6 protein-coding genes are annotated in these 14,450 nt (G+C 59.6%); 5 read left to right on the top strand and 1 reads right to left on the bottom strand.

Features of this window, described 5'->3' with window-relative positions:
- Positions 1-312 precede the first annotated feature (312 nt).
- Positions 313-1,308 (top strand): 23S rRNA (guanosine(2251)-2'-O)-methyltransferase RlmB, encoded by a 996-nt coding sequence (gene rlmB, locus ABIB48_RS03400; protein ID WP_354212066.1) that lies wholly within the window; start codon positions 313-315, stop codon positions 1,306-1,308.
- A gap of 2 nt (positions 1,309-1,310) precedes the next feature.
- The gene (gene glgX / locus ABIB48_RS03395) at positions 1,311-3,575 is read left to right on the top strand and encodes a glycogen debranching protein GlgX (RefSeq protein WP_354212064.1); all 2,265 of its coding nucleotides are present in this window, start codon (positions 1,311-1,313) and stop codon (positions 3,573-3,575) included.
- A gap of 83 nt (positions 3,576-3,658) precedes the next feature.
- Here glgX and glgP read toward each other — a convergent pair whose 3' ends face one another.
- A complete protein-coding gene (gene glgP / locus ABIB48_RS03390) occupies positions 3,659-6,274 on the bottom strand; it encodes an alpha-glucan family phosphorylase (RefSeq protein ID WP_354212062.1) in 2,616 nt (871 codons plus the stop codon).
- A 259-nt stretch (positions 6,275-6,533) separates the two neighbouring features.
- Between glgP and ABIB48_RS03385 the strand changes: the two genes are divergently transcribed.
- Genes ABIB48_RS03385 through glgB form a run of 3 tightly spaced genes read left to right on the top strand, consistent with a single transcriptional unit; the run spans position 6,534 to position 14,081 of the window.
- Complete coding sequence (locus tag ABIB48_RS03385) at positions 6,534-8,588, top strand: alpha-1,4-glucan--maltose-1-phosphate maltosyltransferase (protein WP_354212374.1); 2,055 nt, start codon at positions 6,534-6,536, stop codon at positions 8,586-8,588.
- 4 nt (positions 8,589-8,592) lie between these two features.
- Positions 8,593-10,380 carry a maltose alpha-D-glucosyltransferase gene (gene treS / locus ABIB48_RS03380; RefSeq protein WP_315914106.1) on the top strand — a complete coding sequence of 596 codons (1,788 nt, stop codon included), beginning with the start codon at positions 8,593-8,595 and terminating at the stop codon, positions 10,378-10,380.
- Entirely contained in the window at positions 10,380-14,081 is a 3,702-nt protein-coding gene (glgB, locus tag ABIB48_RS03375; RefSeq protein WP_354212059.1) for a 1,4-alpha-glucan branching protein GlgB, read from the top strand. Before treS ends, glgB begins: the two co-directional genes overlap by 1 nt.
- Positions 14,082-14,450: the final 369 nt, after the last annotated feature.

Genomic DNA, 14,450 nt, shown 5'->3' with positions numbered 1-14,450 from the left:
TCCCTCACCTTCGGTGGGTTTTGCCCAGGCGCTCCCTCACCTTCGGTGGGTGGCGGCCGGTTTACCGTTCGGCACTTGCAGGACCGTCGGGTAAAAACGGCCCGAATGTAACCGAGCGTCGGGTTGGGGTGGGTGAGACTGCGCACTTTTTCCTGTCTGTCGCGCTGTCGATTTGCGTTGAGGCCGTAAGCTATTAGCTACGGGTCTGTTGTTTCCCGTTACGAGGCGTGCCAAAAATGTGCCCGCTGAGAGATTTGTTTGACGAACTTCGGGGCCAGCACAGGGCGCCGCACCAATCGTAAGGGTTTTACCATGGCCAACAATCCCCGTTCCGGCGCCGTCCGCAAGCTCAAGAAGGGCCCCGTCAAGGGCACGGGTGGGCTCGGTCGCAAGGCACTCGAGGGCAAGGGCCCGACCCCTAAGGCTGCAGAGCGCACCTATCACAAGGCCTACAAGAACGCGGAGCTGGCCGATCGCTCCGCTGCCAAGCGCGCCGGCACCAGTAACTCCCCGCGCCGCAACAGCGGCCCCAAAGGTAAGGCCACAGAAGAGCTCGTGACGGGCCGTAACTCGGTGCTTGAGGCGCTGCGTGCGGAAATCCCGGCGAAGGCGCTCTATGTCGCCGTCCGCGTTGACATGGACGAGCGTGTGCGCGAATCCATCAAGCTGGCCACCGAGCGCGGTATCCCGCTGCTGGAAGCGCACAAGCCTGAGCTGGACCGCCTCACCGAAGATGCCATCCACCAAGGCCTGGTTTTGCAGATCCCGCCCTACGAGTATGAAGATGCCGTGGACAAGGCTAGTGAAATTCTTGCCAAGTGGAAGAAGGGGCACATTGCCAACGCCCCGCTCATCGTGGCCCTTGACGGCATCACTGATACCCGCAACCTCGGTGCCATCATCCGCAGCGTCTCAGCCTTCTCAGGCCACGCCGTCATCATTCCGGAACGCCGCAGCGCCGGTGTGACCGCCGCTGCATGGAAGACCAGCGCCGGTGCCGCCGTGCGCGTGCCGGTTGCCAAGGCACCCAACTTGAACCGTGCCATTGGTGCGTTCCAGAAGATGGGCTTCTTTGTTCTGGGGCTTGACGGCGACGGCGACGTTTCGCTGCCGGCACTCGGTTTGGCGCAGGAGCCTGTGTGCATTGTGGTGGGCTCCGAAGGTAAGGGTTTGTCTCGCCTGGTTCGGGAAAATTGCGATCAGATTGTCTCCATCCCGATTGACTCGGCCATGGAATCCCTCAACGCCTCCATGGCGGTGGGAATCACCTTGTACGAGATCTCGAAGCTGCGCTCGGCTAAAAGCTAATTATGGCCATCACCGTCATTGAAGCCATCAGTACCCTGGGCGCGGCCTTGTCACGCCATTTCCCCTTGGGCGTCAGCCACATTCCCCGGGAGCATGGGCAGGCTGCGGCCAATGTGGCGGTGTATTCCCCGGCTTACCGCGATGTGGTGTTGTGCTTCCAGCCTCCCGGTGGACACTGGAAGGCTGTGCTGCTCCCTGATAAGACCGACGGCGTCCACCACGGCTTAGTGGAGAACATGCCTGCCGGCACCCGCTACGGTTTTTACGCCGATTTGGGTGCCACGCAGGAGGAAATGCTCCTCATTGATCCGGAAGCTGTTCAGCTCTTGCTGGATCCTTATGGGCAGTACATTGATGAGCATGTTGGCGTGGATGGCGTCACTCGTTACTTATCAGTGCGCATGGACCAGGAGTTTGACTGGGGCACTGTCAAGCGGCCTAACACGCCGTGGCGGGAAACAGTGTTTTATGAGGCGCATGTGCGCGGTCAGACCATGTTGCATCCGGATATTCCCGAAGAAATCCGCGGCAGCTACGCTGGCATGGCCCACCCAGCCATGATTGAGCACCTGGTGGGTCTCGGTGTGACGGCCGTTGAGCTTTTGCCGGTCCATTTTCACATTGATGAGCCTCATCTTCACGGCACTGGGATGAGTAACTACTGGGGTTACAACACCCTGGGGTTTTTTGCCCCACATGTTGGATATGCCAGTGCGGGGGCGCAGGCGGGTGGACCGCAGGCCGTGCAGGCCGAGCTGAAGGGCATGATCAAACTTCTGCATATGGCAGGCATTGAAGTGATCCTTGATGTGGTCTACAACCACACGGCCGAGGGGGGCCCGGGCGGGCCAAGCTACAGCTGGCGGGGCTTGGCGGAAGAGCAGTACTACCGCATGCGTGATGGCCACTACTTCGACACCACCGGGTGTGGCAACACCTTGAACTTCAGCAATCCGCACGTTATTAAGATGGCGATGGATTCTCTGCGTTTCTGGGTTGAGGAGTTCCATATTGACGGATTCCGTTTTGATCTGGCAGTTTCATTGGCACGCAACGGCGAGCACGAATTCAACAACCAACATCCGTTCCTGCTGGCAGCAGCCACAGACGGGGTGCTGTCCTCCACGAAACTGATCTCGGAGCCATGGGATGTTGGTTACGGAGGCTGGCAGACGGGACAGTTCCCCACAGGCTGGGCTGACTGGAATGACTCTTTCCGTGACAGCGTCCGCGAAGTGTGGCTGACTGACCGCGCTGCAATGCTGGCTGGATACCATCACAATGGGCTGGCAAAATTTGGTGATGCCCTGGGCGGATCGGCGGAACTTTTTGCGCCGTCGGGCCGCAGCCGCTTGGCCTCGGTCAACTTGATCACGGCCCACGACGGCTTCACCCTGGCCGATCTGACGGCTTATAACCACAAGCACAACGAGGACAACCAGGAAGATAGCCGCGACGGCACCAATAATAATCGCAGCTGGAACCACGGTGTTGAAGGCATCACGAACAATCCGCACACCCAGGCCCAGCGCGCCCGGAGCAGCCGGAACTTGATGGCCACCATGCTGTTGGCGTTGGGTGTTCCCATGATCACTGCGGGCGACGAGCTTGGCCGCAGCCAAGGCGGAAACAACAACGTCTACTGTCAGGACAATGAAATTTCCTGGGTTGACTGGACCATGGATGAAGATGCCAAGACCATGCTCGCCGCCACCCGGTATCTGTTGCAGATCCGCAAGGAATTTCTGGCCGCCCAGCCCAGCAGCTACCCTACTCGTGGCGGGCAGTCGTTCATCCACTGGTTTGGTGCTGACGGCCAGCCCATGAGCGCCGAGCGTTGGGGCAATCCGCACGAAAGGGTCCTCACCATGTTGATGGGGTCCCCCGATGGTGCGGTTGACGGACTGGTCGTCTTTAATACCGGCATCACCGATGAGGACGTGGTGCTACCTGCAAACCCGCGTTTCACCAATCAGGACAGTCCCAATCAGGACAGTGCCAATTCGGACAGCACCAACCCGGATAGCGCTAATCTCGACAGTGCTAATCTCGGCACCGCCAATCCGGACGGTACCAACCCTGACGTGAGCACCGTCGTATCGCTGCCCTATAGGCTGATCATGAGTACGGAGTCACCAACTGTCTCGCGCGACGGCGGACCCACCTTCCGCCAGTCCCGTTCGGTACCGCCGGTTCAAGCAGGAGACGCCGTACGAGCCAACGCCAACACGGTTCTGCTCTTCCGCAACGACCTCATTGTCCAGTAGCAGCCCGCTTGGCGGGCTGGCTGATACCACGCCCGGCGGGCTGGCAGAAACACCAAGCCCGCCGCGCTGCTAGAGACCCGCCCCTACGCCGTAGTGATGAGCCCCAGCTCGGCGGGGTTAGCCAGTGCCGGATGGCGGGGCAGGACTTGGACGCAGTAACCGAAGTCACCGGAACGGTCTATCAGCAAATCAGCGGAGAACTGGTACTTGCCGCCCCCGTTGTCCTGGACGGATTCAAGGGCCAGATCCGCAGTGTTGTTCAGCTCATCTGAATCTCCTGCTGTGCCATACACAACGTTGACCCGAACATCGGCCGGGCTCAGTGAACCCAACGTGATGTGGGCGCGGACTTGCAAGGTTTCACCAATTTGTGGTTCGTCAGTGAGCCCGTGGGATTCCACATGGTCAATATGAATCTCCTGCCATGCTGGCCTAACCCGCTCAATCCAGGCCGCCAGCTCCCGCACGGAAGCATAGTTCTCTGCCCGGGCTGCCCGCCCGGCCTCAGCTGCCGGTTGGTACAAACGCTGAACGTATTCGGCCACCATGCGGTTCGCTGAGACGGCGGGTCCCAGATGAGCCAGGGTGTGCTTGATCATGGAGATCCAATGTGCGGGAAGTGCGCTCTGGTGCGGTTGTGACGCTCCGGCAGCTCCTGCTGCGGCAGCCACCACTTCACCGTAAAAGCGCGGCGCAACCTGGGTTTCCAACAATTCGTACAGCGCTGACGCCTCAATGTCGTCCCGTTCGGAATCCCCGGCCCCGGTATTTGCCGTCGGGATCGCCCAGCCGTTTTCGCCGTCGTACATCTCATCCCACCAGCCATCCATGACGGAGAGGTTCAAGGAACCGTTGATGGCGGCCTTCATGCCGGAGGTGCCGCACGCCTCGAGGGGGCGCAGCGGGTTGTTCAGCCAGACGTCGCAGCCGGGGAAGAGCGTGCGTGCCATGGCGATGTCGTAGTTGGGCAGGAACACAATCCGGTGCCGCACCTCGGGGTCGTCGGTGAATTGGACCAGATCCTGGATCATTTTCTTGCCGGCGTCGTCCGCTGGGTGCGACTTTCCGGCAATGATGATCTGGATCGGATGCACTGGATGCAACAAGAGCGCCTTCAGCCGGGCGGGGTCCCGCAACATCAGCGTCAGTCGCTTATAGGTGGGCACGCGCCGGGCGAAACCGATCGTCAGCACGTCCGGGTCCAGGGCGGCATCCGTCCAGGCCAGCTGCGCATCGGCTGCGCCGCGCTTCTTCCACGAGGAGCGCAGCCGGCGTCGGGCGTCCTTCACCAAAGCCAACCGCAGGCGGCGGCGCATGGCCCACACTTCCTCGTCGCTCACCTCGTACACCTTGGACCAGTCAGGCCCGTCAAGGACCTCGGCGCCAAAACGTTCCCGTGCCAGCTCGGCCAGCGCCGGGTCAACCCACGTGGGCACGTGCACACCGTTCGTGACGGAGGTGATGGGCACATCGGCCGTATCAAAACCCGGCCACATACCGGAAAACATGCCGCGCGAGACCACACCGTGCAGCTTCGCCACACCATTCGCGCGTTGAGCTAGGCGCAGACCCATGACGGCCATGTTGAACATTTCACCATCGCCGCCGTCGTAATTTTCCGCGCCCAGGGCCAAAATATCCGCAACGGGAACGCCAGGAGCCAAGGGCCCGGCGAAGAAGTCTTCGATCATGCTGCGGGGGAAGCGGTCAATGCCGGCAGGAACGGGGGTGTGGGTGGTGAAAACAGTCGAGGCACGGCCGGCAGCCAAGGCCTCGCCCCACGTGAGCGGCTCGGGTGTGAGGGCTGGGTCCATGAGCTCGCGGATGCGCTCGATCCCCAAGAATCCTGCATGTCCCTCATTCGTATGGAACACCTCAGGTGCCGCGGTGCCGCTCAGCCGGGCGTGCACACGCAACGCCTTCACCCCGCCCATGCCCAGCAGAAGTTCTTGTGTGAGCCGGTGTTCCCCGCCGCCACCGTACAGCCGGTCGGTGACACCGCGGGCGGCGTCGTCGTTCTCGGCCACGTTGGAATCGAGCAATAGCAGGGGTACCCGGCCAACGTCTGCACGCCACACGTGAGCCCGCAATACCCGATTCTCCGGCAGGGGAAGCTGAATTTGGACAGGGGTGCCGTCCTCCTCGCGCATCAGTGTCAGCGGAAGAGCATCGGGGTCCAGCAGAGGGTAGCTTTCCTGCTGCCAGGCGTCCCGTGACAGGGACTGCTTGAAGTAACCGGCCTGGTAGAGAAGTCCGACGCCGATCAGCGGCACCCCTAGGTCCGATGCGGATTTTAGATGGTCACCAGCTAAGATACCCAGTCCGCCGGAATACTGTGGCAAGACCTCGGTGATACCAAATTCGGGGGAGAAGTAAGCAATGCATTCAGGTGTTCCAGCGCCGAGTTCCTGGTACCAGCGGGGCTCTGTCAGGTAGCTTTCAAGACTTTCCTGCGCCTGTGCCACACGCGCCACCACGTCAGGGTTAGCTGCCAAATCCGCCAACTGCTCACGGGAGAGTGAAGCGAGCATGGCCAACGGGTTGTGACGGGATTTTTCCCAAAGTTCCGGGTTAAACGATTCGAACAGGGCACGCGTGGGCACATGCCAGGACCAGCGGAGGTTGGTGGCCAGCCGGGTTAAGGCAGAAATTTGTGCGGGAACGAGTGTGCGGACAGTAAATCTGCGGATTGCCTTCATGCCGGTCACACTAGCCCAACCCTGCCGGGGCCGAAGAGTAAATGTGAGAAATTGGCGCCGTGTTACGTCCGCCAGCACCCTCGCCGTCAAGTGTTCTGCCGAATCAGTGCTCGTGTGACGGCCATCTGGCCAAAATGGCGGGGGACCTTAGCAATCCGGGCCGCGAGTCGCTAACGTTCATTTTGTGAGTATTTCCAAGCCTTCGCGTAATGTGCCCGTCGCCTCCTCGGGCCCCGCCCTCTCAAAATCAGGCAAAGGGGTGCCTGCTGCTGCGCCTTCCAGCGCGCCCGCTGATCCACGGCAGGGCTTGCGCTTTGGCCGAATTCCCATCACGAATGTCCAGCCCGTCTTAGAAGCTGGCAGCTTCAGCGCCAAGGCCATTCGCGGTGCTGATGTGCAGGTCAGCGCAGTGATTTTCCGTGAAGGGCATGACGCCTTGGGTGCCACCGCAATTCTCTTGGCGCCGGATAAAAGCGAGGCACAGCGCACCGCCATGAAACCCGGGGCTAAGGGCTCGGATAGCTGGCATGGGGTACTGACGCCCGCCTTCGAAGGTGCGTGGAGCTTTGCCATCGAAGGCTGGACCGATAACTACGCCACGTGGGCGCACAACGCGCAGGTCAAGATCAATGCCGAGGTTGATGTCGAGGTCATGCTGGCAGAAGGGGCGCTGCTACTGAGTACCGCTGCCAAAGATGCTAAGGCCACTGCTCCCGAGGCCGCCAAAGTTTTCAAGGCGTCGGCGCGGACCTTGGCAGATTCTTCCCTCAACACCAATGACCGTCTGGCTGGCGGAACGGGCAGGGAGGTCCGTGCCGCCGTGGCACATTTCCCGCTGCGGGATCACGTGACGCGCAGCGCTGAATATCCGCTGATGGTTGAGAGGGATGCCGCCGGGCGTGGCGCGTGGTACGAATTTTTCCCGCGTTCAGAGGGTGCCCGCCGCAATCCTGACACGGGGGAGTGGACCAGTGGGAATTTCCGCACTGCCGCGCATCGCTTGCCAGCGGTGGCAGCCATGGGATTCGACGTTGTGTACCTGCCGCCCATCCACCCCATCGGCACCATCAACCGCAAAGGACCCAACAACTCGCTCGTGGCGGCACCGGCGGATCCGGGTTCTCCGTGGGCCATTGGCTCGGCAGCCGGCGGGCATGATGCCATCCACCCGGACTTGGGCACGGAAGCAGATTTTGCTGCCTTTGTTGCAGCCGCGGAAGAGCTGGAGCTGGAAGTTGCGCTCGATCTTGCCTTGCAATGCGCCCCTGATCATCCTTGGGCCACCGAGCATCCGCAATGGTTCACCACGCGGGTGGACGGGACCATTGCCTACGCGGAGAATCCGCCCAAGAAGTACCAGGATATTTACCCCCTGAACTTTGATAATGATCCGGCCGGGCTCAGCGCAGAGATTTTGCGGATTGTGCGGCTGTGGATTGAGCGGGGTGTACGGATTTTCCGGGTTGATAACCCGCACACCAAGCCCGTCTGGTTCTGGGAATGGCTCATTGGCACCATCAATGCAGAGAGGCCCGACGTCGTTTTCCTCGCCGAGGCCTTCACCCGCCCGGCCATGATGGCAGCATTGGGCCGGGCTGGTTTCCAGCAGTCGTACAGCTACTTCACCTGGCGCAACACCAAGGAGGAGCTGGAGGAATACTTAGTCCATGTGAGCCACGAATCGGCAGGCTACTTCCGCCCCAACTTCTTTGTGAACACCCCGGACATTCTCACTGAGTACCTGCAGTACGGTGGGCCCGCAGCGTTCAAGATCCGTGCAATCCTCGCCGCCATGTCCAGCCCCTTGTGGGGCATGTATGCCGGCTATGAGCTGTATGAGCATGTGGCACGCCCCGGCTCCGAAGAAAACATTGATAACGAGAAATATGAGTACAAGGACCGGGACTTTGCCGCTGCGCAGGCGAATGGTAAGTCACTGGCACCGTTTGTGAGCCGCCTAAATGAGATTCGGCGTGCACACCCGGCTTTGCTGGATTTGCAGAATCTGAGCCTGCACGAGAGCTCGGATGACGCCACCTTGGTGTTTAGCAAGCACAAAAACATTGCCGCCACGGCCACCGAGCCGGCACGTAAGGACACCATCATTGTGGTCATCAACGTGGACCCGCACAGCATGCGTGAGGGCCAAGTGACCCTCGATCTTGATGCGCTGGAATTGGATGGACTGTCCCCGGACGGCACGTTCTTGGTAAACGACCTGCTCACCGGGGCCACCTGGAATTGGGGCAAAAAGAACTACTTCCGCCTCGACGCGCACATGGAACCGGCACATATTCTGCACGTTAGGAGATAACGCTATGGCTTTTGGCTTCAACAACAGCGCACCGCACTTCAACCTGAACGCCCCCGGTGTCTCACACGATCCGCACTGGTACCGAAAGGCTGTTTTCTACGAAGTACTTGTGCAGAGCTTTGCCGATTCCAACGGTGACGGGACGGGAGATTTTGACGGTCTGATTTCACGGCTGGACTATCTACAGTGGCTGGGTATCGACTGCCTCTGGCTACCGCCGTTCTTTGATTCGCCCCTGTTGGACGGTGGTTATGACGTCCGTGATTTCACGGCTGTCATGGAGACGTACGGCACCATGTCCAACTTCAAGTCGCTGGTGACCCAAGTGCACGAACGTGGCATGCGGATCATCATTGACCTGCCACTGAATCACACCTCTGACCAGCACCCCTGGTTCAAGGCGTCCAGAGAGGATCCGGAGGGGCCCTACGGTGATTTTTACATGTGGAGTGACACCACCGATCTCTACAAAGACGCACGTATCATCTTCGTAGATACGGAAGAGTCCAACTGGGGCTTTGACCCCATCCGCCGCCAGTATTTTTGGCACCGGTTTTTCAGTCACCAGCCGGATCTGAATTTCAAGAACCCTGCCGTGTGCGAGGCCATTTTTGACGTGGTGCGGTTTTGGCTGGCTCAGGGAATCGATGGTTTCCGGGCGGATGCCATTCCCTACCTGTTTGCCGAAGATGGCACCAACTGCGAGAACCTGCCGGCAACGCACCAGTTCCTGGTGGACCTGCGGGCCATGGTGGACAGGGAGTTTCCCGGCCGGATCATCATCGCCGAGGCAAACCAGATGCCCCATGAGGTGGTGGACTACTTCGGCACGCCCGAGGAACCCGAATGCCATATGGCCTTCCACTTCCCCATCATGCCGCGGCTGTACTATGCGCTGCGGGATCAGAAGGCCGCACCGATCATTGAAACCATGGCCAACACTCCTGACATCCCGTTTGGTGCCCAGTGGGGGACGTTCCTGCGCAACCATGACGAGCTCACCCTGGAGATGGTGACACCTAGCGAGCGTGAAGCCATGCTCGGCTGGTACGCACCTGACTCGCGCATGCAGGCCAACGTCGGCATCAGGCGGCGGCTGGCGCCCCTGCTGGACAACTCCAGGGCAGAGATGGAACTGATCAACGCCCTGCTGCTGGCCCTTCCCGGAAGTCCGTTTCTGTACTACGGGGACGAGATCGGCATGGGGGATAACATCTGGCTCGATGACAGGGACGCCTCCCGCACGCCGATGCAGTGGAACCCTGACCGGAATGCGGGCTTTTCCAGCGCGGATCCGGGCAAGCTGTTCCTGCCGGTTGTGCAGTCGCTCGTGTACCACTACAACCACGTGAACGTGGAGGCGCAGGTGGCGCACTTTAGTTCCTTCCTGCATTGGAACAAACAAATTCTTGGCGTCCGTAAGGTCCACCCAGCCTTTGGCCTGGGCCGTTACGAATCCCTCACCACGTCCAACGAGTCGGTGCTAGCCTTCCTGCGAGTGCTGCCAGTGGGCAACGAGGAGGGGGAGCAGCCTGAAACTATCTTGTGCATTTACAACCTGTCTCAGCACCCCGCCTGCGCCACGGTGAGCGCACCCAAGCTGGCCAACCGCGGATTGCGTGACGTGTTTGGCGGCGATATTTTCCCCGGAATTGACGACGGCGGCCAACTCACCGTGACGCTGGGCTCGTACGACTTCTTTTGGCTCAGGGTGCGCTCACAAGCGTCCAACGCCTTGTCCGTGCATACCCAATCAATGCCGGTCATTGACGGCACGGATCTAGGCTACTGATGGCCGCGTCACTGCTTGACCTGCTGGGAACATGGTTGCCCCACCAACGTTGGTACCCCCGTAAGGATGTAGACGGGGAACAGATGGTCATTGAGTCAGAGCTGGAATTACCGTCTTTGACCCCTGGCGTCTCCTTTAGGGTGGTATTTGTGCGGGTTGGGCCAGCGGACTCCGAGGTGGCGCCAAGCGAGCACCTTTCCCCAGCCCAGCACCACGCCAGCAGTGGCTTCCTACTGCAAGTGCCCTTGAGTTTTCACCACACATCTGGTTTTAGCTCAGCTGTGTCAGAACAGCTCTGTGACGCTGAGGTGCCTGGTGTTGAGATTGGCCACGTGGCAGGTGCACGCGTGTACGACGCACTCACTGATCCGGCCTTTCTGCGAGCGTGGCTGGAACTGCTGGGCGGATCGGCTAAGTCTGGCACGTTGGGGGCAGGAACTTCCGGGATGGGAGTGCGCGGCTGGAGTGATGACCGGCTCGCCCATCTTCTGGGCACCAACTCCGTCTCCCGTAGCGGCGTATCTCACGTCAGGGTGGTGGGGACCGAGCAGTCAAACACGTCCGTCATCTTTGAGCTGGCGGGAGAGCCCCTCATTGCCAAGTTCTTCAGGGTTCTGCAACAGGGCGTGCACCCTGAACAGGAAATCGGCAGGGCCCTTGCCGGTCTGACTGGACGCAGTGCCGTCCCGCAGGTTCCTGCGCTGAGGCTTTCGGTGGAGAACGTGCGCAATGACACTACGTTGTTTGTGGTGCATGACTTTGTGCCAGGCGCCGTGGATGGATGGACCTTCGCTTTGGCCGCTGCCGCCGAGGGTGCGGATTTTTCCGAGCAAGCCCAGACCATGGGTGAGGCCTTGGCCGAGGTTCACCGCGGACTGGCGGAAAGTATGGGTGCGCACAGCCAGAATTCGGCGGGCGTCACTGAGTTTATCGGCGGGCTTTCGGCGCGGTTGCGCGCTGGCTGGGGGCTTGCTGGCTCCGCCGTGGGAGCTTACTCTGGCCAGTTCCAGGATGTTTTGGCACAGCTGGATCAAATAAACCAGCTTCCGCCACTGCAGCGCATCCACGGCGACTTGCACTTAGGTCAACTGCTTCACCAGGAAGTACTCGGTGCGGGGCAATGGCATGTTTTGGACTTCGAGGGGGAGCCGTTGCGTCCGCTTGCTGATCGCGGCCAAGCGGATGTGGTGTTGCGGGATGTGGTGGGCATGTTGCGGTCCTTCGAATACGCCGGTGCGCAAGCCGCGAGTACCGCAGAGACCTCCCAGCTTGCAGCAGCAGCATGGGCCAAGAGTGCCTCCGCCGCGTTCATTGCGGGCTACGAGAGTAGATCTGGCACAACAACTGGCCAGAATTCTGCGCTTTTCACGGCATTGTGGCTAGACAAAGCTCTTTATGAGGTTGTGTATGAATTACAAAACCGGCCCACTTGGGTTTGGGTGCCGGTAAATGCCGTGCGGGAACTGTTTGAATCAAGGGAAAGTGGTGTGGACGTGGGACTTAATGAACTCGCCCCGATGGCAGTAGATGCAGATGTTTTGGCCAGAATTTCTGAAGGCACGTACTACGCGCCACACTCAGTGCTAGGTGGCCATCTGGGCAGCGAGGGTTTTGCAACCATCCGCACCTTGCGCCACTTGGCACAGTCAGCCCACGTGGTCACAAGTACCGAGAGCTACCCCATGAGCCACGAACAAGGAGGCATCTGGGTGGCGGTGGTTCCCGTGGATGATTCAGGTAGGGTCCCTGATTATCGCCTGGATGTACAGTACGCGGACGGCGTGCACCGTTGCGATGACCCCTACCGCTACATGCCAACAGTGGGCGAGCTGGATATGCACCTGATTGGGGAGGGCCGGCACGAGACGCTGTGGACAGTCCTCGGCGCACACGTGAAGCGTTACCACTCGGAACTAGGTGAGGTTTCCGGCGTCAGCTTCGCCGTCTGGGTTCCCGGTGTGCAGGCTGTGCGCGTCATTGGTGAGTTCAATAGCTGGGATGGCCGTGCCCATGCCATGCGGAGCCTGGGCAGCAGCGGTATTTGGGAGCTGTTCATCCCCGATGTTGCGGCGGGGGAGTGCTACAAGTTTGAGATCCTCACCGAGGCCGGAGCGTGGCTGCAAAAAGCTGACCCCATGGCCTATGGCACCGAAGTGCCACCGCTGACGGCGTCGTGCGTGGTGGAGTCCACGTACGCATTCCAAGACGGCGATTGGATGGCGCAGCGGGCTAAAACCGATCCGCACAACGCCCCCATGAGCGTCTATGAGGTTCATCTTGGATCATGGCGGCCAGGGCTGAGCTATGTGGAACTGGCTAAGGAACTCGTTGAGTATGTGCAGTGGCTAGGCTTCACCCATGTTGAGCTCATGCCCGTAGCCGAGCACCCCTTTGGCGGTTCCTGGGGATACCAGGTCACCTCCTACTTCGCTCCAACCTCGCGGTTTGGCCACCCGGACCAGTTCCGGCATCTTGTGGATGCCCTGCACCAGGCCGGGATCGGCGTCATCATGGATTGGGTGCCGGCTCACTTCCCCAAGGATGAATGGGCGCTGGCCAAATTCAACGGTGGCCCGCAGTACGAGCACGCGGATCCTCGCCTAGGTGAGCATCCTGACTGGGGTACGCTGATTTTTGACTTTGGCCGCAACGAGGTTCGCAACTTCCTCGTAGCCAACGCACTCTACTGGTTTGAAGAATTCCACATTGACGGACTGCGGGTGGACGCCGTTGCCTCCATGTTGTATTTGGATTATTCCCGCGACGACGGGGCATGGAGCCCCAACCGCTTTGGTGGCCGGGAAAATCTGGAAGCCATCAGTTTCTTGCAGGAAATGAATGCAACTGCCTACCGCCGCAATCCCGGTATTGTCACTATTGCTGAGGAGTCCACGGCGTTCCCAGGAGTTACGGCACCCACTAGCGGAGGCGGACTGGGATTTGGCATCAAGTGGAACATGGGTTGGATGCATGATTCGCTGACCTATATGGCGGAAGACCCCATCAACCGCGGCTGGCATCACAACCAGATCACTTTTTCGCTGGCGTACGCGTTTACGGAAAGCTTCCTGCTGCCCATCAGCCATGACGAGGTGGTCCATGGCAAGGGATCCCTGCTGCGTAAGATGCCAGGAGATCGATGGCAGCAATTGGCAAACCTTCGGGCCTACTTGGCATTCCAATGGGCTCATCCGGGTAAGCAGCTGATCTTTATGGGAACGGAGTTCGGCCAGGAAGCAGAGTGGAGTGAACAGCACGGTCTTGACTGGTGGCTGGCAGAGAACCCTGCCCACAGTGGGATCCAAGAGTTGGTCAAGGATCTAAACGCCAGTTATGTGAACACCCCGGCACTGTATGAGCTGGACAACGTTGCTGATGGCTTCAGCTGGCTCAACGGTGGAGATACGGAAAATAACGTTCTTTCCTTTATCCGATGGGACAAAGCAGGTAATCCGCTGGTGTGCATCATCAACTTCGCTGGCGTTGCGTATGAAGGCTACCGCGTGGGCCTACCCTCAGCCGGGGTGTGGAGAGAATCCCTTAACACGGATCTTTCCATCTATGGTGGCTCCGATGTCCGCAATGTTGGGGATTTGCAGGCAGAGGAACTGCCCTGGGATGGAAGGGATGCCTCTCTTCGTTTACGAGTTCCACCGCTAAGTGCCGTGTATCTACTTCCGGCAGAGCCCTCTGGCCTCTAGGAACTTGGCTCTCGAAGTTCACCTGCCCGTCGTTTTGTGTTCACGGCGGGCAGGTGCTAATGTTAGTACTCCGCTGAACGAATGGTTCAGATCCGGACTAGACCAAACCACGTGGCCTCGAAAATAGGCCTAATGGTGCGTGTTCAAATGAAAGTTTGAATTCAGTCGAAATCAAGGATTTGACATACATAAATTCATGCGGGTAAGGTTAGAAAGTTGCCCCGGCGCTGATCGTTACGGATTGTTTGATGGTTCGGATGTGTTGGTTGGGTGTGGTTGTTGTTTGAGAACTCAATAGTGTGCCAAGTTTTATTGATACCAATTTATTGTAATTGAATTGGTTATTTGGTTGTGTGTTGCCGCCCCTGT

Origin of the sequence: Arthrobacter sp. UYCu511, assembly GCF_040547105.1 — a bacterium.
GTDB classification, from domain to species: Bacteria; Actinomycetota; Actinomycetes; order Actinomycetales; family Micrococcaceae; genus Specibacter; species Specibacter psychrochitiniphilus.
This window is presented reverse-complemented; position numbering and strand designations above follow the sequence as displayed.

Excerpts from the sequence above, each read along its gene's own strand:
- rlmB (WP_354212066.1), top strand. The coding sequence starts at position 313 with ATGGCCAACAATCCCCGTTCCGGCGCCGTCCGCAAGCTCAAGAAGGGC.
- glgX (WP_354212064.1), top strand. The coding sequence starts at position 1,311 with ATGGCCATCACCGTCATTGAAGCCATCAGTACCCTGGGCGCGGCCTTG.
- glgP (WP_354212062.1), bottom strand. The coding sequence starts at position 6,274 with ATGAAGGCAATCCGCAGATTTACTGTCCGCACACTCGTTCCCGCACAA.
- treS (WP_315914106.1), top strand. The coding sequence starts at position 8,593 with ATGGCTTTTGGCTTCAACAACAGCGCACCGCACTTCAACCTGAACGCC.
- glgB (WP_354212059.1), top strand. The coding sequence starts at position 10,380 with ATGGCCGCGTCACTGCTTGACCTGCTGGGAACATGGTTGCCCCACCAA.